The following is a 20,291-nucleotide window of genomic DNA, read 5'->3' on the forward strand; positions in this document are numbered from 1 at the left end:
TCCCGGGCCGCCCGACAACTTACGGAGGATCATGAAGCCCGCCCCTTTCCAGTACCACCGGGCCCGCGATGTCGACGGCGCAGCAGGGCTGTTGGCCGAACTCGGCGACGACGCCAAGGTCATCGCCGGCGGCCAGAGCCTAGTGGCGATGATGAACTACCGGCTGGCCCGGCCGCGCCACCTCGTCGACATAGGCGGCCTGCGCGAACTGGACCGGATGCACCGGGACGCCGACGGCGGACTGCGCATCGGGGCGCTCACCACCCATCACACGGTGGAGGCGGACCCGGCCGGAGTGCTGGGGGCGGGCTTCGAGGTCCTGCGGAAGGCCATGACCTGGATCGGGCACCTCCCGATCCGCACCCGTGGCACGGTCGGCGGCAGCATGGCGCACGGCGACGCCACCGCCGAGTGGTGCCTGCTCGCGGTGACACTCGGCGCGGAGTTCGTGGCGCGCGGTCCGCAGGGTGAACGCACCATCCCGGCAAGGGACTTCTTCCACGGCTACTACACAACCGCCCTCGACCCGGACGAGATCCTCGTCGAGATCGTGTTCCCCCGTCCCGCACCGCACGCCGCACTCACCGAATTCGCCGAGCGTCGCGGGGACTTCGCCCTCGTGGCCGCCGCCGTCGACCTCGATGTGAAGAACGGCGAGGTACGCGGGGGCCGGGTGGCACTCGGCGGGGTGGCGTCGGCAGCCGTCCAAGTGCCGCAGGCCGAGGCCGTGTTGGCGGACGGCGGCTCCTTCGAGGCCTGCGCATCGGCTGCTGCGGAGGCCGTGGAGCCACCCGCCGACGCGTCCGGCAGCACGCATTACCGCAAGCAACTCGTACGGACCCTGGTCCGGCGCGCGTGCGAGGAGGCGGTGTCCCGATGAGCGGTTCCCTGACGCGCGAAGTCCCCTTGAACCAGAACAAGTTGGTGGGCAAGGCGGTTCGCCGTCGCGAGGATCCGCGCCTGCTCGCCGGGCGCGGCCGGTTCGTCGACGACATCGCGCTGCCCGGCATGCTGCACGCCCAGTTCGTACGCAGCACGGTCGCCCACGCCGAGCTGGCCTCGGTGGACGTGTCGACGGTGCGCGAAATCCCGGGCGTCGTCGCGGTGTTCACGGCCGAGGACCTGGAGCTCGGCGACATCGTCGCCCAACTGGGCCGCCCGCTCTCGGAGTTCGTCCCGACCGCGATGCCGGTACTGGCCCGCGACAAGGTCCGCTACGTCGGCGAACCGATCGCGATCGTCGTGGCCCGCGACGCCTACGCGGCGGAGGACGGCCTGGAGGCGGCGAAGGTCACGTACGCCACGCTGCCCCCGGTCATGTCCGAGGAGGCGGCGTTCGCGGCCGACGCCCCGCTCGTGCACGCCGAGGCCGCGGCCAACACCCTGGTGGACGTCTCCCTGTTCGCGACGGAGGGCATCGACGGGATCTTCGCGTCCGCGCCCTGTGTCGTCGAGGTCGACACCAAGACCGGACGGCAGAACGCGCTCCCCCTGGAGACCCGGGGCGCCGTGGCGCACTGGGACGACCGCGAGGAACAGCTCGTCGTGCACACCTGCACCCAAATCCCGCACCAGGTAAGGACGGTGGCCTCCCGCTGCCTCCGTCTCGACGAACGTGCCGTGCGGGTCGTGGTCCCCGACATGGGCGGCGGCTTCGGCCAGAAGTGCGTCGTCGGCCGCGAGGAGATCGCCGCAGCGGCGGCCGCCCTACGACTCCGCCGCCCGGTGAAGTGGATCGAGGACCGCAAGGACGCCCTGACCGCGTCGTTCCTCGCCCGCGAACAGCACTACCGGGCACGCGCGGCCTTCGACGCCGAGGGCAGGATCCTCGCGCTCGACACGGACGTGGTCTGCGACATGGGCGCGTACTCCTGCTACCCGTTCACGGCGGGCATCGAGCCGCTGATGGCGTCCGCCGAGATGCCCGGCGTCTACCAGCTCCCCGCATACCGGGTGCGGGGCCGGGCGGTCACCACCAACAAGGCGCCCACCGGGCCGTATCGCGGGGTGAGCCGGCCGCAGTACGTCATGGTCATGGAGCGGCTCTTCGAGCGTGCCGCACGCCAACTCGCCCTGGATCCGGTCGAGATCCGCCGCCGCAATGTCATCACCGACTTCCCCTACAAGGGCGTCAACAACATCACCTACGACCCGGGCTCCTACCTGGAGTCGCTCAACCTCTGCGAGCGGCTCGTCCGAGAAGAGGGCTGGTACGAGACGCAGGCAGCGGCGACGGCCGAGGGCCGGCACATCGGCATCGGCTACTCCTGTTTCAGCGAGCGCACCGGCTACGGCTCGGCGGCCTTCGCGCAGCGCAAGATGAAGGTGGTGCCCGGCTTCGACATCTCCGAGGTGCGGATGGACACCAGCGGCACGGTCACCTTCACCACCGGCACCATGAACCACGGCCAGAGCCACGAGACGACGATGGCCCAGATCGTCGCCGACGAACTCGGCCTGGACATCGCCAAGGTGAGGCTCCATCAGGGCGACACCGACCGCATCACCTACGGCTTCGGCACCTTCGCCAGCCGCTCCATCACCATCGGCGGCAGCGCGGTACGCCTGGCCGCCGCGAAGCTCGGCGACAAGCTGCGGGCAATCGCCGCGTCCCGTTGGGGAGTTACTCCCGACGAGGTGGAGCTGTCGGACGGCGCCGCCCGCCACCGTAACTCCAACGGTGCCCAAGACACCCTCACCTACGAGGAGATCGCCGACATCGCCTACCTCCAGGCCCACTTGCTGCCGAAGGACATCGAGCCGGGGCTGTCGGTCACCGCCACCTTCGACGTGTTCAACGACGGCACCTTCTCCAACGCCACCCATGCCTGCGTCGTCGAACTGCACGCCGGTACAGGGCAGGTGGAGATCCTGCGGTACGTGTGCGTCGAGGACTGCGGGGTCGCCATCAATCCGCAGGTCGTGGAGGGGCAGTGCCGGGGCGGTATCGCGCAGGGCATCGCGGGCGCGCTGTTCGAGCAGGTGACGTACGACGCCCAGGGGGAACCGTCGGCGACCGGCTTCATGGACTACAAGGTGCCGACCGCGCACGAGATCCCGGACGTGCTGATCCACCATCTGGAGACGCCCTGCGCGTTCACGGAGACCGGTGCGAAGGGTGCCGGCGAGGGCGGAACGATAGGGGCGCCCGCCGCCGTACTCAACGCCGTGAACGACGCCCTGCGCCCGACCGGTGTCGAACTCGACGACACACCGATCACCCCCGAGACCGTGCACCGCGCGCTGAACGGCGCCCCGAGCCTGGAGTTGTCCTCATGAACACCGACCCCGTGGCGACCCGTCCGGACCTCCAGCTCATCGCCCTCGATGTCAACGGCGAGCGGTACGACGTGATCACCGAGCCCCGCCGCACCCTCGTCGACGTACTGCGCCACGAACTGCGCCTGACCGGGACGCACGTCGGATGCGAGCACGGGATCTGCGGCGCCTGCACGGTCCTGGTCGACGAACGCCCCGTCCGCGCCTGCCTGATGTTCGCGGCGCAGGCCGAGGGGGCGCGGATCCGCACGGTCGAGTCATTGTCAGAGGACGGAGATGGCGGTGGCGGTGGCGGTGGCGGTGGCGGTGAACTCAGCGATCTGCAAAGGGCGTTCAGCGAACACCACGCGCTGCAGTGCGGCTTCTGCACACCCGGTTTCCTGATGCTTGCCGAAGGGTTCCTCGCCGAGCGGCCGGACGCGACGAAGGAGGAGATCCGCGAAGTGGTCGCCTCGAACCTGTGCCGGTGCACCGGCTACCAGACCATCGTCGAGGCGATCGACGCCTGCGCGACGACCCGGCGCCAGGCCTGCGCCAACACCTGCGACAGCCCCGCCGGCAAGGAGCACTGACCGCATGCAGCTCACCAACACCGTGCCGATCAAGGCCTCCCCCGACGACGTCTTCGCCCTGATGAACGACGTCGAACGCGTCGCCTCCTGCATGCCGGGCGCCGCGCTCGACGGGCAGGACGGCGACAGCTGGCGGGGCCGGGTGAAGATCCGGGTGGGTCCCATCAGCGCCTCGTACGCGGGTACCGTCCGTTTCCTGGAGATCGACGCCGAGCACCGGCGACTGCGGGTGCACGCGCGCGGTACGGACACCCACGGCAGCGGGGACGCGGAGGCCGAGGTCTCTCTCGACATCCTCGCGGCGCCCGAGGGTGCGCTGCTCCAGCTCTCCACGGACCTGGTGATCCGGGGCAAGATCGTCCAGTTCGGCAAGGGCGCGATCGTCACGGTGTCGGACCGGATCCTCCAGCAGTTCGCGCGGAACCTGGGGAGCCTGCTGGACCAGGACCGGGCCGTAGGAACCACTTCCGCGGTGACCCCGATCGCTCCTATGGCAGCCCCGACCACTCCCGTCGTGACGCAACCGGTCATCGCGCAGGACTCCGATCTCGACGGCCTGGCCCTGCTGTTGGGCCCGCGAGCCGCCAAGTACGGCCTGGTGGCAGGGGCGTTCGCCGTCGGTGTGCTGGAGGGCTGGCTGCTCGGCCGACTCGGCGCGCAGGCACGGGAGTTGCGCGCCCTTCGGAGGACGTCATGAGCGACGCTCAGTACGGGCAGGCGACGGAACAGACGTATCAGCGGGCCGGGTTCGGCGCGCCCGTGCGCCGTGGCATCCGTCCCGCGATCGTCGTGGTCGACCTCACGCGCGGCTTCACCGAACCGGACTTCCCTTCAGGGGCCGACCTCACCGAAGTCGTCGCGGCCACCGGCCAGTTGATCGCGGCGGCGCGTCCGGCCGACGTGCCGGTGGTGTTCACGGCGATCTCCTACACCCCGGCCGAGGCGGCGGGCGATGCCGTCACCTGGCTGCAGAAGGCACAGGGCATGCGGAGCCTGGTCGAGGGCGGCGAGGAGGTCGCGCTCGACCCTCGGCTGCCGCGCTCGCCGCAGGACCATCTGATCGTGAAGAAGGGCGCGTCGGCGTTCTTCGGTACCTCCCTCGCCGCCCTGCTGACCGGACTCGGCCGCGACACGGTCCTGGTGTGCGGCGCGACGACCAGCGGTTGCGTACGGGCCACCGCCGTGGACGCCGTGCAGTCCGGTTTCCCGGTGCTGGTGCCGAGGGAGTGCGTCGGCGACCGCGCGCAGGGTCCGCACGAGGCGAACCTCTTCGACATCCAGGCCAAGTACGGCGACGTGATCGACCTCAAGGACGCCGTCGGCTATCTCGACACACTGCCCAGGACCGCCCCGTAACCCCAACTGCCCGGCACGCTCGGCACCTTGGAGAACCCCATGCCCCCACCCCCACCCACCCGCCTGCTGCCACAGTCCGCGCTGGCCGATCTCGCGGACGTCCCCGCCACCAGCCGCTGGGTCCGCTCGGGCGGCACCCGCCTGCACGTCCTGGACTACGGCGGTGACGGCGTCCCGCTGCTCGTGCTGCCGGGCATCACCAGCCCGGCCGTGGCGATGGACTTCGTGGCGCGTGAACTGACGCCTCTCGTCCGGCCGTTGGTGGTCGACGTCCGTGGGCGTGGGCTGTCGGACGGCGGCGGATCGTACGGGCTGGAGGAGTACGCCGAGGACACCGAGGCCGTCGTCGAGGGGCTCGGCCTGCACCGGCCGGTCCTCCTCGGGCACTCGATGGGCGCGCGGATCGCGGCCGTGACCGCCGTACGGGCCAAGGTGGCACTGCGGGGCACCGTGCTGGGCGACCCGCCGATGAGCGGCCCGGGACGCGGGCCGTATCCCACGCCCCTGGACGCCTTCCTCGACCAACTGGCCCAGGCGCGGCGCGGTACCGACGCGGACGAGGTGTCCCGGTCCTGGCCGCGCTGGCCGCGCCGCGAACAGGAGCTGCGGGCCCGGTGGTTGGCGAGTTGCGACACGGAGGCCGTCACCGCCACGCACCGCGGTTTCGAGAGCGAGGACTTCTTCGACTGGTGGCCGTCCGTTCCCGGGCCCACGGCACTCCTGTACGGCGCCGACAGTCCCGTCGTCACCGCGGAGGGCGCGGCGGAGGCGGCCCGGCTGCTCCCGTCGGCCGTGCTGGCCGAGATCCCGGACGCCGGCCACATGCTGTTCTGGGACAACCCGTCCGCCGCGCTCGTGGCCCTGCGCCGGGTCCTGCGCCCAATGCTGGTGTGACGCCGCCGCGCGAGTCGCCGGAGATCACCGGTCCGGCTGACGACTCGATCAAGTGCCGTGCTTAAGTGGGCTCCATGGGTGACGAAACCGCAACCCCGACGTCCACGCCCGGCCCGCCTCCGGCGCTCACCGCCGCGCCCGGCTACCAGGTCCGCCGCCTGTACCAGGCGTATCTCGCGGTCTGGATCCGTGCCGTGGACCCGACACTCACGGGCCCGCAGTTCGCGGTGCTCCAGGCCGTGGAGGCGGCGCCGGGCAGCGACCAACGCTCGATGGCGTCCGCGGTCTCGCTGGACACGTCGACGATGGCGGACGTGGCCCGGCGGCTGGAGAACCGGGGTCTGATCGTGCGCAGGACCGCCGCGGACGACGGCCGCCGCAAGCTCCTCCACCTCACGGAGGAGGGTGAGCGGACCCTCCACGAGGCGAACCTCCGCGCCCGTCGGCTCGACGAGCGCCTTCTCGCGCCGTTCGGACCCGAGCGGCGCGAGGACATCATGCATCTGTTCACGTCCCTCGCCGATCATTGGGAGGGACTGGCCGAGGACTCCTGACCGCCGAGGCGGCGGTCGGCGGATCCCCGGTCACCGACCACACCCGGAGGATCCCGTGCCCGATCACCGCATCGGCATGATCGTGCCCAGCTCGAACCTGACCATGGAGACGGAGCTGCCGCGCATGATGCGGCAGCGCGAGTCCCTGATCCCGGAGGACCGGTTCGTCTTCCACAGCAGCCGTATGCGCATGCAGCATGTGACACCCGAGCAGTTGCGGGCCATGAACGCGCAGACGGGGCGCGCGGCGCTGGAGCTCGCCGACGCCCGGCCCGACGTGGTCGTCACAGCCTGCCTCGTGGCGATCATGGCGCAGGGGCCGGGACATCACTGCACCGCAGAGGACGAGATCACTGGTGTGCTGCGCGCCGAGGGCTCCCAGGCCCCGGTGGCGTCGAGCGCGGGCGCCCTCCTCGACGGCATCGCGGCCCTGGGCGCCCGCCGGGTCGCGATCGTCACGCCGTACCTGAAGCCGCTCACCCAGTTGGTCGCGGACTATATCGAGGACGCGGGCGTCGAGGTGGTGGACGCGCTGAGCCTGGAGGTGCCGGACAACCTGGCCGTCGCCCACCTCGACCCCGCCGACCTGCGCGACCACTGGCGGCGCCTGGACCTGTCCCGGGCCGACGCGCTCGTCCTGTCCGCGTGTGTCCAGATGCCCTCACTGCCGTCGATCCAGCCGGTGGAGGATGCGTGCGGGCTGCCGGTGCTCTCGGCGGCGACCGCCACGGCGTACCGCATCCTCGTCGAGCTGGGGCTGCCCACGGTCGTTCCCGGCGCCGGCAGGCTGCTCAGTGGTGAGGTGGGGGCCGATGGGCGGCGAGGGGAAGACCCGGAGCCGCCGCGACGGACGACAGGACGTCGGTGAACTGTTCGCACATCTCACGGACTTCAGCCTCACGGAGTTGCTTCGGCTGATAGCGCACCACCATCGTGTAAGGCGATCCCGGATAGATCATGGGATTCAAGGAGACGCCCTCCCCCATGCTCCTGAAGTCGATTCCTGACACTCGGATTACCGGACGGTCACTGAATTTTTCGCGATCCAGCGGATAGTTCTGATTCAGGAACATGACATCCGGCAGCCTTTCCATGCCGCTGATCTCCAGGACGTCCCTCAACGGCAGGTGCCGATGTGCCAGCAGATCGGCCTGCTGGTCCCGAAGACGTTTCAGCTCGTCGATGAAGGGCTTGTCGCCGTCGAGTCGGATCCGCAGAAGGGTGGAGTTCGCCAGCGCGCCGACCATGCGTTCCACGCCCGCGATCTCGGGAGGACGTCCCCCTGTGGAGCTGAGGAGGACGAGATCGCTCTCTCCCGTCAGTCGGCCGAGCACCGCGGCCCAGGCTCCTTGGAAGACTGTTCCCAGGGTCATGCGGTGACGGCCGGCGATTTCGGCCAGCGCCGTTGTCAGTTCTAGGGGCAGTTCCAGCGTGATTTCCTCAAGGGGCGCGCGAGCACCGACGAGGGGCCTGGCGAGGACGGTCGGATGTGCGTGGGCAAGGGCTGTCGCCCAAGCGTTCCTGGCCGCTTCCTCGTCCTGTGCGGTGAGCCATTCGACATAGCTTCGGTACGACGGAACGGGCGCGAGGAATTCATCGTTTCCGTCGGTCTCGTACAACTCCAGAAGCTCTTCGAGCAGCACGGGGAAGGACCAGCCGTCCAGCACGCGGTGGTCGTTCGTCATGACGAGGCGGTGCTCGGCCTGTCCGAGCCGGACGAGGGTGAACCGGAACAGCGGAGGACGGGCCAGGTCGAACGGCTGCTGCCAGTCCTCTTCGCGCACTTTCAGGATCTGTGTGTCCCGGTCGATCGGCCCGAGGGCGGAGAGGTCCGTGAACCGCCATGCCGGAGACGCGTCGGCGACGACGAAGTGCACGAAGCCGTTCTCTCCCCTGCCCCACATCCCGCCCCGCAGCGCGCCGTGCCGACGGGTGAGCGAGGCGATCGCCGTCCGCAGCCTCTCCGGCTCAAGCGGTCCCGCAAGATGAACGACCCACTGAACGGGACGTGGCAGCGGCTCGGTTCCCTTGAATCCGGCCGTCTGGTCCGGGGACGGCGGGAAGACGTCCTCAAGCGAGGGATGGGCCTCTTCCAGAACCTCGATCTCCGTCTGACTCAGAGCCACCAGCGGCAGATCGGTCGGCGTCCTGCCTCCGGTGCCGGGATGGCTCATGTGGCCGACGATGCCGCGGACGGCGGTCTCCCAGAGATCGGCGAGCAGGCGGACCTCGCTCTCGTCCAACTGGCCCGGCGACCACAGCCAGTTGGCGGTCAGTCGCGGGCCCTCGGGGAGGTCGTAGGCGCAGACGTTGATCTCCAGCCCGTGTCTGACGGGCATGTGCGGGTCGTAGCCGGGGACGAGACCTTCGGATGTGGGGACCACGGCCCAGTCGGCGTCCTGGTCGGCGGGCGTCCGGCCGAGGTAGTTGAAGAGGACCTGCGGCTGCGGGAAGTCCGAAAGGGCGGTGGCGGTACCGGAGTTGAGGTGGCGAAGCCGTCCGTAGTCGGCGCTGATCCCTCTGACGGTACGCAGTCGCTCCTTGGTGCGCTTCACCTCCGCGGTGAGTCCGGCGGCTGCGTCCACCACCTCGGACCAGTCCAGCGTGCCCAGTTGGAGGCTGACGGGGAACTCGTGCGTGAACCAGCCGACGGTTCCCGAGATGTCCGGCGCCCCGGCGTCGTTCGACGTGGTGGTGCGTCCGTGGCGTTCGAGCATGAGCAGAACGCTGTCGTCCGCGGCCACCGGATTGTGCGGCCGGCGGAGGGCCCGCAGACGCCCGATCGCCAGGGCCAGCGCGGTCAGGAGGACGTCTTCCGTGGTCGCGTGAAAGGCCGCCGGAATGCTGGTGAGCAGCGGGGCGGTCGTCTCGGGAGGCAGGTCGATCGTCAGGTTGCGCAGTGCCGCCACGGTCTCGTTCGGCACGTCGTCGCCCGCATGGTCCCCGAACAGGCCGTTGGGGCGGCGGAGTTGGTGCTCCCAGGTGGCGAGCGAACGCTCGGCGGCGAGGGCGGCATCGGTGGTCTCCCGGATCGCCCATTGCCGGAACGAGCCGTGCACGCGGGCGAGTTCGACCGGTAGCCCGGCGTCGACCGACGCACACGCTTGCGCGAGATCGGCGAGGATCACCCGCCAGGACACGGCGTCCACCACCAGATGGTGGAGCACGAGAAGAAGCCTGCCGCGTCGTTCGGGACCGGCGTCGAACCAGACGGCCTTGAACACCGTCCCGTCCTCAGGCCGGAGCCGGCCGGCCTGCGCGTGCCGCTGCTCGGTCAGGACGTCGTCCCATGCCTTGCCGTCCAACTCCCCGACGGACACGCGCGTGAGGCAGCCGTCGACGCGCACCGAACCCGGTTCGGACACGACCTGCCGGAGCCGCCCGTCCTCGCGCCACGCGCGGAGCCTGAGCATGTCGTGATGGTCCAGTACGGCCTGGAGCGCGTTCTTCACCGTGTCCTGGCCGAGGCCCAACGGAGTACGCAAGACGGCGAATTGATGGAACGCGTCGAAGCTGTCGGCCGTCTGCTCCAGCATCGCGACGATCGGCGTGACCGCGACTTCTCCCCACCCGAGCCCGGGCGCCTCATCAGCCCGGTGTTGCGATACGTGCCGTGCGACGGCGGCCAAGGTCCTGACGGTGCCCTCGGAGAACACGTCCTGCACGGACAGCGCCCACCCCTGTTCCCTCGCCCGGGTCACCAGCCTGATGGCGAGGATGCTGTCGCCGCCGCGTTCGAAGAAGTTGTCGTCGATACCGATGTCGTCCAGGCCGAGCACACTCGCGACCAGACCGTGAAGCGCATGCTCAACTGCCGTACGCGGAACGCGCTTTGGACCCCGCGAGGAGAAGTCGGGAGCGGGAAGCGCACTGTGGTCCACTTTCCCGTTCACCTTCAACGGGATTGCGTCGACGGTCAGTACGGTCGGCGCCATGTACGAAGGGAGACGGGACGCCACGAACTCCCGCAGATCGGCGTCCGTGAGGGAACTCTCCGGGTCCGAACGCACCACATGGGCGATCAGTCGCTCGTGGCCCGCCCGGTCCGTGTGCACGGTCGCGACGGCCGCCCGCACGTCGTCGTGCGCGAGCAACACCGCCTCCACGGCGCCCAGTTCGATACGGAATCCATGAATCTTGACCTGACCGTCCGCGCGGCCCAGGTATTCGAGAACTCCGTCGGGCCGATAACGGGCGATGTCTCCCGTCCGGTACATGCGCTCGTCCGGCGATGTGCCGTAGGGATCAGCGACGAACTGCTCCGCCGTGAGATCCGGCCGGTTCAGATAGCCCGACGCCAGCTGCGCGCCCGCCAGATACAGGTCACCGGGATACCCGGGCGGAACCGGCATACGGCTGTCGTTCAGCACATACGTCCGCGTATTGAACACCGGCCGTCCAATGGGTACGTCCGTCCCCTCGACTTCCTCCGGCCGGCTCTCCCAGGCGGTGACATCGATCGACGCCTCGGTGGGACCGTACAGATTGTGCAGCCGTACGGTCGGAAGTGTCCGGTGGAACCGCTCGGCCAACGCGCCGCTGAGCCGTTCCCCGCTGCTCAATACCCGCAGGAGACCCCAACAGGAGGCCGCGGACGGCTCGTTGAGGAACTCCGCGAGAAGTGACGGCACGAAATGCGCGGTGGTCACCCCCGTACGACGGATCAGCTCACTCAGATACGCGGGATCACGCTGTCCACCGGGCTCGGCGATCACCACGGCCGCCCCGACGGTCAACGGCCACCAGATCTCCCACAGAGCGACATCGAAACTGATCGACGTCTTGTGAAGAACACGGTCACCGCTCTCCAACGCGTACTGCGCCTGCGTCCAGTGGAGCCGATTGACGATCCCCCGCTGCGGGACCACAACTCCCTTGGGCTGACCGGTCGATCCGGAGGTGTAGATGACGTAGGCCGGCGTTTCCCCCACGGCCGTATCCGCACAGGCGGCCTCGCGTGCACCGGCCTTGACCTCACCCACGGCACCGAGCGAGTCGACGACGACATGCCGGGTGTCCGGAGGAAGAACGGAGGCATGCGCCGCGTCCGTGATCACCAGTCCAGGCCCGGCGTCGGACAGAATGCGCCCGACATGAGCATCGGGAAATTCCGTGTCGACGGGCAGGAAGGCCGCACCGGTCTTCGCGACCGCGACCATCGCCGCAACGAGACCCACCGAGCGAGGCAGTAGCAGCGCGACACACTGTCCAGGACCGGCACCATGATCTGCCAGAACACGGGCGATTCCACCGGCAGTTGCATCGAGCACGGCATAGGAAACCGTCTCGTCCCCATGAACAGCCGCTGCCGCATCCGGTGTCGCGGCGACCTGCGCCGCGAACATTCCGGCGAGGGTCGTGTCCGGCACGGGAACCGCGGTGTCATTCCACTCAACGAGGATCTTCTCCCGCTCGGCGGGATACAGAACATCGATATCGCCTACGACAATGTCGGGATTCTCCGTGACGAGGTCGAGGATGTGGCGCAACCGCCGATGATGCCCGGTCACCTCGTCCTCGGAGTACCGATCGCTGTTGCCTATGGCGTCCATGACGAGCCCGTGTCCGTCGGCGGGGTCGTAGATCAAGAGGGTGAGGTCGTCGCAGGGTCCGGTGTTGATGTAACGCTGGATGAGTTTGTGACCGCCGAGTTCGAACCCGTTGGGGAACGTCAGCACGTTGATTTCGGGGCCGAAGAGTTTCTGGTCGCCGCGCAGTCGAAGATCTCGACGCAGGTCCTGGAAACGGTAACGCTGGTGACGACGACCGTCCCGCATCTCCTTCAACACCTGTTTGACCACTTCGGCGAAACTCATGTCCCGGTCGACGGTCAGCCGCAACGGAACGGAATTGGTCATCATGGAGGGCGTCTTCTTGGCCGCCGGAGTCACCCGTTCGGAAACGGGAATTCCCAGAACGATGTCGGACTCGCCGGTCACCCGATTCAGATAGACGGCCACCGCCGCGGCGATCACGACGGGCAGAGCGGCACGCGTCGCGGTGCGCAACGCGTCGCGCTGTTCCGAGGGAATCCGCCCCGAGCAGACGACCTGGTGCTCCTCACCCTGCCGTGGCCCGAGCGAGAGGGACGGCGGGGTTCCCGCTCCGTCCAGTCGTTCCGTCCAGTACCGGCGGTCTTCGTCGTACTCAGCCGAGCCGCGATAGGCGGACTCCTCGTCAACCAACTCCCGCACCGACCCGAGAGACCGCACCTCGGGGCGCTTTCCGTCCAACAGCGCTTGATACACCTCCGTCGTGCGCTGATTGAACAGAGTCTCTCCGTAGCCGTCCAAAGCGATATGGCTCGCGCACGAAGAGACGATGAAGCGGTCGTGCGCCAGCTTGAGAAGGCAGTGGCGGGTCATCGAGCCGACGGCCAGGTCGAACACCTTGACCCGATCCGCTTCGATCCACGCGTCCGCACTTTCCCGGGGATCAGGCGCATCGCTGAAGTCGACGAACTCCATGGGAGGCGGCGGCAACGACCCGACCCTTTGCGCCGGCACCCCCTCCTCCTCCACACACCGCAGCCGCACGGCCTCCACTTCGAGCGACACATGACGGAACGTCGCCCGCAGAATGTCCGGGTCCACGGGACCCAGAACCTCACACGTCTGACTCATGTTGAAGCGGGGCGAATGCGGTTCGAGGAGGGTGCCGTACCAGACCCCGAGCTGGGCCCCCAACATGGCGAATGAACTTTTTGTGTACGGCACGTGCAGAGCTCATTTCACTGGACCGGAGTCGTAATGAGCAATGAAAGCAGGCGGCGGTGCCCTATGTTCTCGGCGGGTTGCGAGGCTTGCGCGCTCTGCCCCAGCTGCCGTGCGGCCGGTTCCGCGACTGGGCCGACGCCGACGCGTCGAACTGGACCTTGTCGGTCACTGCTCGTGGTTCAGGTACGAGCACGGTCGCAGTCGACGTCCACGGCACCGCCGAGGCCCAGCCGACCAGGGGCATGGTCTCGTCGTAGTGCGGGGCGAACTCCGCGACGGTGATGCTGGGCATCCGATGGTTCAGGCCGCGGACGTGCTCGACGAACGCCTCGGGCAGCGAGACGTGATGTGTCTCCAGGTAGTGCGGGAAGTCCTGCCGCCACAGCCACGCCCCGTCGGTCACCAGGGAGGAGCATCCCGCTGAATTCCGGTGAGGGGCACCCGTGATGACGTCGTGCCCGGCTTCCATGACGTCGATCAGGACGTGCCCGGCGTCCAGATAGGCCACCAGATCCGCCTCGTCCGGCTCGCCGACGGGCCGGACGGCATCGTGTATCGACCCGTTCGTCCGACCGGAGCGGTCGTCGAACTCGTCGTAGAAGCCCAGCAGTCCCAACACCGCGTCTCCTTCCGCGAGTCACGCGATGATCGCAGGTCACAGCCTAGACAGGATCCGGTCCCCACCGAGTTCAGAGGGGTGCCATCTCCAGTTCCCCGAAGACCCGCAGGCCGACCTGTGCCGCCAGCCAAGGAGCCCGTTCGGCCTCGACCTGCTTCACGTGGACGTACAGCGTGTGGTCCGGCGCGGGCTCGTCGAGGTCGAGGTCGCGCGCGTTCACGCACACCGTCACGTAGGCGCCTCTGGTGCCACCGACCCCGAGGCCCGCCTCCGGAGCCTCGGGCCAGCCTCGGAAGTCCCAGCGCACCATGGCCGGAACGTTCCCCGTCGCGGCCAAGAAGCCCGCTACGGCTTCCGGTGCCATGCACCATCTGCGCATGAAGATCGGGAGGCACTCCGACGGAGTGTCACCATCGGCCGAGGAGCCGTTCCGGTCGCCTCCGTAGGACCACCACTCGGCTTTCGGCATCACCTCGCTCAACCGCTCCAGCTCGCGGGGCGTGGAGACCCGCGCCTCGAAGTCGACTTCGAGTTCCGTCGTGTCGGCGAGATCGAGCAGTCGCCCGGCGGCTCGCAGTACCTCGGCGAGATCCGTCGTCCTCAGCACTGCCTGCGCGTACGAGTTGCTCATGCCGCGCAGTCTGCCAAGCCGGTCACCCCGCCGACCACCGATTACCCACCGGACTCCGGCGTCCGAAAAGCGACACCGGCCTGTGGGGAACCTGAGAATTTGTGTGATCCCGGCAGGCCTGGGCAGACGCGGCCGTTATGAGCACCCTGCAGCAGAGCACCGTAGACGAGGCCACGGAGCAGAGCCCTGATGTGCGGGCGGCGGCGCCGCTCGTGCCCGCGTCCGCGGATCGGGGCAGAGGTGGTGGGCGGGGCTTTTCGTCGGCGCTGCGGGGTGGTGGGCGGGTCGCGGGGCTGGACGGACTGCGGACGGTCGCGGTGGTGCTGGTGATCGTCTACCACCTGGAGCCGGACCTGGTGCCGGGCGGCTCGGTGGGTGTGGACGTGTTCTTCACGATCAGCGGGTTCGTCATCACGCGGCTGCTGGTCGGCGAGTACGCCCGTACCGGAGGCATCGGCCTGTGGTCGTTCTACCGGCGACGGTGGCTGCGGCTGATGCCCGCCCTGCTGGTGATGTGCGCGGTGACCGCGCTGCTCTCCGTGACGTTCGCCCTGCCGTTGTTCCGCGGGGCATGGGTGGCCGCCGCCCTGGCCGCGGGGTCGGTGGTCAATCTCGTTCGGGCCGGGAACGACGGGGCGTACTCCGATCTCACCGCGCCGCTGAGCCACACCTGGTCCCTGGGCGTGGAGGAGCAGTTCTACTTCGCCTGGCCGCTCCTGCTGCTCGTACTCCTACGGCACGCGACGGCACGCGCAGTGTTGGCCTGCGTCGCCGTGCTGTGCGTCCTGCCGGTGCTGTGGCGGACGGTGCTCTGGGATCCGTCGGCCGCGCACCGCATCTACAACGGCCCCGACACCCGGGCCGACCAACTCCTCATCGGCGCCCTGCTCGCCCTCGTCCTGGCCCGGCTGCGCGCCGACGACCCCCGGCTGGCGGCGCTGCGCCGATGGGCGGGCCGGCTCGTCTGGCCCGCGCTCGCGCTGCTGGGGCTGATCGCCTGGCAGATCCCGATCACCGAGGTGAGCGACTGGAACCCCGTCTGGTACACGGTCGGTTTCCTGGTCGCCGCCCTGCTCACGGCCTGTGTCGTGGCCGCGCTGGCTCTGTGCCCCCGTGCGTGGCCGACCCGCCTCCTGTCGCTGTCCACGCCGGTCTGGATCGGCCGCAACCTCAGCTACGGGATGTACCTGTGGCACTACCCCGTCATCCGGCTCCTCCACGACCTCGGCGTACGCGGCGACGCCCTCCTCCAGACCGGCCTCGCGGCCACATTCGCCGCGGCCCTCGCCTCGTACGCCCTCGTCGAACGACCTCTGCTACGACGCGACCGGCCCCGCATGCGCCCACTGGAGCCGGTTGTCGCCACGGAACTGCGGTCGCCGATCCGGTGACCGACGACCGCCTGCCCTCCGCACGCGCCGCCGGCGCTACACCGGATCCGCCGCCGCAGGGCTCGGCGTCTGCGTCCCCGTGCTGCCGAACCTGATTCCCTTGGCCTCCTTGCCCACCGCGCTCAGCACAATCACCAGGACCAGAGCGGGAGTTACGGTCCACGCCATCGCCGTCGGATAGCCGTGGTGCTCGGCGATGGCCTCCTGGATCGGCAGGTTGAGGGCCGCGATCAGGTTGCCCAGTTGGTAGGTCACGCCGGGATAGAAGCCCCGGATCGTGTCCGGGCTCATCTCGGTGAGGTGCGCGGGGATGACGCCCCAGGCGCCCTGGACGCACAGCTGCATCAGGAAGGACGAGAGCATCAACCAGCCCACGGCGGTGGACAGGACGAAGAACGGAACCACGACCAGGCCCGCCGCCGCCGCGATCATGATCGTGCGACGGCGTCCGAGCCGTTCGGAGTAGGCCCCGAGGACCATCCCGCCGATGATGGCGCCGATGTTGTAGACCACGGCGATGGCGATCGCGGTGTCCGGGGACAGGCCCAGGCCCTTCTTGACGAAGGTCGGGTAGATGTCCTGGGTGCCGTGCGACATCCAGTTGAAGGCGGTCATCAGCGCGACCAGATACACGAACCGCCGTAGGACAGCGGGGTTCTTGAACACCTGATAGGCGGGCGTGCGGTTGAGCTTGACGCTCTTCTCCCACACCTCGCTCTCCTCCACCCGGGCGCGCACCCACAGCGAGACCAGGGCGGGCACCAGGCTGAAGGCGAACAACCCCCGCCAGCCGAAGGCGGGTTCGATGACGAAGAACGCCACCGCGGCGAGCAGATAGCCGAGCGAGTAGCCGCTCTGCAGCAGGCCCGACCAGAAGCCGCGCCGCTCGGCCGGGATCTTCTCCATGGCGAGCGCCGCGCCCAGGCCCCACTCGCCGCCCATGCCGATGCCGTACAGCAGACGAAGTACCAGCAGCACGGCGTAGTTCGGGGCGAAGGCGCAGGCGAAGCCGATGACCGAGTAGAAGGCCACGTCGACCATGAGCGGGGTGCGACGGCCCTTGCGGTCCGCCCACAGGCCGAAGAGGAGGGCGCCGACCGGTCGCATCACCAGGGTGGCCGTGGTGAGGAAGGCCATGTCGGTGAGGGAGACGTTGAAGTCGTCGGCGATCTCGCTGTAGACGAGTACGACGAGGAAGTAGTCGAAGGCGTCCATCGCCCAGCCCAAGTAGGCGGCGACGAAGGCGTTGCGCTGGTCCTTGGTGAGTCCCGCGGCCTGTTCCCGGACGGTGTTCAGCATCCCGACCCTCCCTTGGTCCGCAGGTCAGGGTAGGTCGGTGTGGTGCAGCGGACAACGCAAGGACCGGCAAAACACCCGCCACAATTAGCCAAAGGGAACGCCGTGACGCGCTTGCGCAAAGCGAACGCGTCACGGCGTCAAGCGGACAAAGTCAGTTGCCGCGCCGCTCGCTGACGAAACTGTGGTCGCCCGGGCCCAGGTTCGACACGGTGACCGTTCCGTCGACGACGGTGACGTCACGGCTGGACGCCCGCCGCCCGTCCCACAGCGTCCGCCCACCGACGCTCACGCGCAGACCCCGCGCGTCACCGGGGAGAACGACCGAGCCCTGGGTGTGCCGGGGCACATGAACGGTGAGCCGGAAGACACGTGCGCTGTTCTCCCACTCGACGCCCAACGGGCCGTGCGGGGTGGGGAGTTGACCCGTCGCCCAGTCGACGCCGGCGGGCTGCGGGCGTACCTCCCAGGTGGCGAACCCGGGTGAGATCGGGCGGGCGCCGAGCAGGTTGTTGGTCAGCGCCGGCAGGACACCGGTGGACCAGCCGTGGGCCATGCTCGTGTAGGCGTCCTCGTACAGCGAACCGTTGGGGCCGATGCCCTCCCAGTGGGTGATGCCGGGGTCGTTCTTGTCCATCCAGCCGTACATACGCCGGATCTGGTCCAACGCGGACTCGGCCCGACCACTGAGGAAACGCGCCTCTATCTCCGGGTACGAGGTGAAGGCGTAGACCCGCTGCGACGCCTGGTCGAAGAGCGTGTCGTTGTCCATGAAGGCGTTCCCGTACGGCCGTTGCGTCGTCGCGTCGAGATGCGCGAGGGCCGAGGTGGCGCGGGCCGCGTCGGCGATGCCGGTGACGACGGCGAGGGAGTTTCCGTCCTGGGCGTGCCGTACCGCGCCCGTCGAGGAGTCCAGGTAGGCGCCGGCATCGGCGTCCCACAGAAGGGAGTTGACGGCCTGGGCAACGTTGTCGGCCCGTGTGCTCCAGCGCGCGGCGTCGGCCTTCTGCCCGAGCAGGGCGGCCAACTGGGCCGCGTTCCGGAGGGCTTGGACGTAGAGCGCGTTGTAGTAGGTGACGCGGCCCGTGCGGCCCAGGAAGGCGTAGTCGCCGTAACCGCCGGTGCCGTTGAGGCCCTTGCTCAGCAGGCCGGCGTCGTCCGTGACGCTCGGGTACCAAGTATCCAGCACCTTCAGCAGGTTGGGGTAGTAGCGCGTGGCGTACTGCCGGTCCCCGGTGTGGAGGACGTAGTCCCAGCTGCACGTGACCCAGTACAGCGGGTAGTCGAAGAGCGGGAGGGTGTAGTTGCCGATGGACGCGGGCGGGATCCAGCCGTCGGCGCGTTGGTGGTCGGCGAGGTCGGCCAGGACGTTGCGGGCGGCCGCCGCTGCGTCGTCGTGGGTGAGGTAGAGGGTGCGCGCGGAGACGGCGAGGTCGCCGACGTACGGGTCGCGGTCGCGCTTGGCGCCGTCCTGGAGGACCAACTTCCCCTCCAGCGTGGCACTCCACGCGTTGCGGGGGTCGACGTCGTCCTGGCGGAAGGTGTCGGTGACGAGTTCGTTGGTGTAGGCGGCGCCGTACCAGTAACGATTCAACTCGTCGTCGGAGCACAGGAACCAGCCCCGGTAGGTGCTCGGCGTACCCACGTACGCGGTGAACTGGAGGGCCACGGAGTCGATTTCGACCGTGCCCCAGGGCTGGGCCGCGGGGCTGTCCGAGGCGAGCGCGTCGAGGCTGATCTTGAGGTAGCGGAATCCGTGCAGGCCGTCCGCGAAGACCTTGTCGCCGGCCTGGAAGCCTTTGTGGTCGGTCCAGTTGGCACCCTTCGCGGGTACGGCGAACTGGTCGGTGCCCCCTCCGGCGCCGCCCGCCTGGTCGGCGCGGGTGAAGTCCGAGCGGTCGGTGAGGAATTGGCGGGTCTCCGAGAACGCGACGCGTACGCCTGGGGAGTTGGTGGAGGCCGAGGTGAACTTGATCTGCGGGTATCCGACCACGACCTTGCCGAAGTCCACGGTGACGGTCGGTATGGGGATCGGCTCGACCGGTGCGGGCCAGACCTCGTTGATCCGGGTGAAGTTGCCGTGCGAGGTGTCCTGCGCGTGGGTCACCGTGATGCGGACGCGGTCGGTGCTGATCTTCTCCGTGAACGGAACGGCCTTCTGCACCGCGTCGTTGCCGGTGACCGTGGCGGCCGTGTGCCAGTCGCCGTCGGTCCACACGTCGACGGTGTAGTCGGTCGGCACGCCGTCGCTGTTGGAGATCACCGTGATGCCCTGCAAGGACGTGACCTGCGGCGCGGTGATGGTCAGGACGTCGGGGAAGACGCCCAGGGTGTCGTCGTTCCAGAACGTGTCCGGGTTTCCGTCGATCGCGTTGGTGGCGTCGTAGGTGCGCGGCTGGCCGTCGTTGCCGTTGTTGCCCGCGTGGGCCGAGGAGGCCTCGGCGGTGGTGCCGGCAGGCCAGGCCGGCGCGGCCGCGGGCTGCGGGCGCCGCAGGACGGATCTGGCTCCGCCGGGCTTGAGCAGCGCGTCGGGGTTCTTCACGTCTCCGGTCGACGTGGTGATCCGCACCGGGCGGACCGTGCGCGAGGACGGGCCCTGCACGTAGCGGTGCCAACTGCCCGAGCGGCGCGAGGAGTTGCCGGCGAGGGAAGCGGAGGCATCCGCTGCGGGGAGCGCCTCCGCCGAGGGGAGTCCGGTGGAGAGGGACACCGCGGTGAGTCCGACGGTGCTCGCCGCTGCCAGAGCTGTGCGACGGGAAATGCCTTTGTCCGGTGTGCTGTTCGACGCCATGCGGTCCCCTTGAGCGGCGGTGGATTGAATCGTTTCACTCGGCAGCTGCGTGGTGACGCTATCTCGAACACCGGATGCCCGTACAGCGGTGGGACAGAAGTAATTCCCGAGGCGTTCCGTCCGGAATGAGGTGCCGCGCGGCGGGCGGAGGACCGGACAGGACCCTGATCGGTCGCTCATCGGACGCTGACA

At 69.0% G+C, this 20,291-nt stretch carries 14 protein-coding genes; 9 read left to right on the forward strand and 5 right to left on the reverse strand.

Annotated features, from left to right (window positions below; all coding sequences use genetic code 11):
- Window positions 1–31: 31 nt before the first annotated feature.
- The 8 genes from ACIBK4_RS36445 (at window position 32) to ACIBK4_RS36480 (ending at window position 7,523) form a co-directional block, all read left to right on the forward strand.
- Window positions 32–880: an FAD binding domain-containing protein gene (locus ACIBK4_RS36445; RefSeq protein ID WP_399001875.1), complete on the forward strand. Its 849-nt coding sequence runs from the start codon at window positions 32–34 to the stop codon at window positions 878–880.
- Window positions 877–3,279: a xanthine dehydrogenase family protein molybdopterin-binding subunit gene (locus ACIBK4_RS36450; RefSeq protein WP_399001877.1), complete on the forward strand. Its 2,403-nt coding sequence runs from the start codon at window positions 877–879 to the stop codon at window positions 3,277–3,279. Before ACIBK4_RS36445 ends, ACIBK4_RS36450 begins: the two co-directional genes overlap by 4 nt.
- Window positions 3,276–3,851, forward strand: coding sequence for a (2Fe-2S)-binding protein (locus tag ACIBK4_RS36455; protein WP_399001879.1), 576 nt, complete (start codon window positions 3,276–3,278; stop codon window positions 3,849–3,851). The genes ACIBK4_RS36450 and ACIBK4_RS36455 overlap by 4 nt, the downstream gene beginning before the upstream one ends.
- 4 nt (window positions 3,852–3,855) lie before the next feature.
- Window positions 3,856–4,548 (forward strand): SRPBCC family protein, encoded by a 693-nt coding sequence (locus ACIBK4_RS36460; protein ID WP_399001881.1) that lies wholly within the window; start codon window positions 3,856–3,858, stop codon window positions 4,546–4,548.
- A complete protein-coding gene (locus tag ACIBK4_RS36465; RefSeq protein ID WP_399001883.1) occupies window positions 4,545–5,207 on the forward strand; it encodes an isochorismatase family protein in 663 nt (220 codons plus the stop codon). Before ACIBK4_RS36460 ends, ACIBK4_RS36465 begins: the two co-directional genes overlap by 4 nt.
- Window positions 5,208–5,246: 39 nt before the next feature.
- Window positions 5,247–6,101 (forward strand): alpha/beta fold hydrolase, encoded by an 855-nt coding sequence (locus tag ACIBK4_RS36470; RefSeq protein ID WP_399001884.1) that lies wholly within the window; start codon window positions 5,247–5,249, stop codon window positions 6,099–6,101.
- A 74-nt stretch (window positions 6,102–6,175) separates the two neighbouring features.
- On the forward strand, window positions 6,176–6,655 hold the full coding sequence (locus ACIBK4_RS36475; RefSeq protein ID WP_366431905.1) for a MarR family transcriptional regulator: 480 nt from the start codon (window positions 6,176–6,178) through the stop codon (window positions 6,653–6,655).
- Window positions 6,656–6,710: 55 nt separating this feature from the next.
- Complete coding sequence (locus tag ACIBK4_RS36480; protein WP_399001887.1) at window positions 6,711–7,523, forward strand: Asp/Glu racemase; 813 nt, start codon at window positions 6,711–6,713, stop codon at window positions 7,521–7,523.
- Here the strand turns inward: ACIBK4_RS36480 and ACIBK4_RS36485 are convergent.
- The 3 genes from ACIBK4_RS36485 to ACIBK4_RS36495 all read right to left on the reverse strand — a co-directional run bounded on the left by ACIBK4_RS36485 (window position 7,447) and on the right by ACIBK4_RS36495 (window position 14,621).
- Window positions 7,447–13,344, reverse strand: coding sequence for an amino acid adenylation domain-containing protein (locus ACIBK4_RS36485; protein WP_399001889.1), 5,898 nt, complete (start codon window positions 13,342–13,344; stop codon window positions 7,447–7,449). The genes ACIBK4_RS36480 and ACIBK4_RS36485 overlap by 77 nt on opposite strands.
- Window positions 13,345–13,432: 88 nt before the next feature.
- Complete coding sequence (locus ACIBK4_RS36490; protein ID WP_399001891.1) at window positions 13,433–13,990, reverse strand: hypothetical protein; 558 nt, start codon at window positions 13,988–13,990, stop codon at window positions 13,433–13,435.
- 70 nt (window positions 13,991–14,060) lie between these two features.
- A complete protein-coding gene (locus ACIBK4_RS36495) occupies window positions 14,061–14,621 on the reverse strand; it encodes a hypothetical protein (RefSeq protein ID WP_399001893.1) in 561 nt (186 codons plus the stop codon).
- A gap of 137 nt (window positions 14,622–14,758) precedes the next feature.
- Between ACIBK4_RS36495 and ACIBK4_RS36500 the strand changes: the two genes are divergently transcribed.
- The gene (locus ACIBK4_RS36500; protein ID WP_399001895.1) at window positions 14,759–16,012 is read left to right on the forward strand and encodes an acyltransferase family protein; all 1,254 of its coding nucleotides are present in this window, start codon (window positions 14,759–14,761) and stop codon (window positions 16,010–16,012) included.
- A 36-nt stretch (window positions 16,013–16,048) separates the two neighbouring features.
- Here ACIBK4_RS36500 and ACIBK4_RS36505 read toward each other — a convergent pair whose 3' ends face one another.
- Complete coding sequence (locus tag ACIBK4_RS36505) at window positions 16,049–17,311, reverse strand: MFS transporter (protein ID WP_399001897.1); 1,263 nt, start codon at window positions 17,309–17,311, stop codon at window positions 16,049–16,051.
- 151 nt (window positions 17,312–17,462) lie between these two features.
- Entirely contained in the window at window positions 17,463–20,099 is a 2,637-nt protein-coding gene (locus ACIBK4_RS36510; protein ID WP_399001899.1) for an alpha-L-rhamnosidase C-terminal domain-containing protein, read from the reverse strand.
- Between the last annotated feature and the right edge of the window lie 192 nt (window positions 20,100–20,291).

This window comes from Streptomyces sp. NPDC050528 (genome assembly GCF_044457795.1).
In the GTDB taxonomy this organism is placed as follows: domain Bacteria; phylum Actinomycetota; class Actinomycetes; order Streptomycetales; family Streptomycetaceae; genus Streptomyces.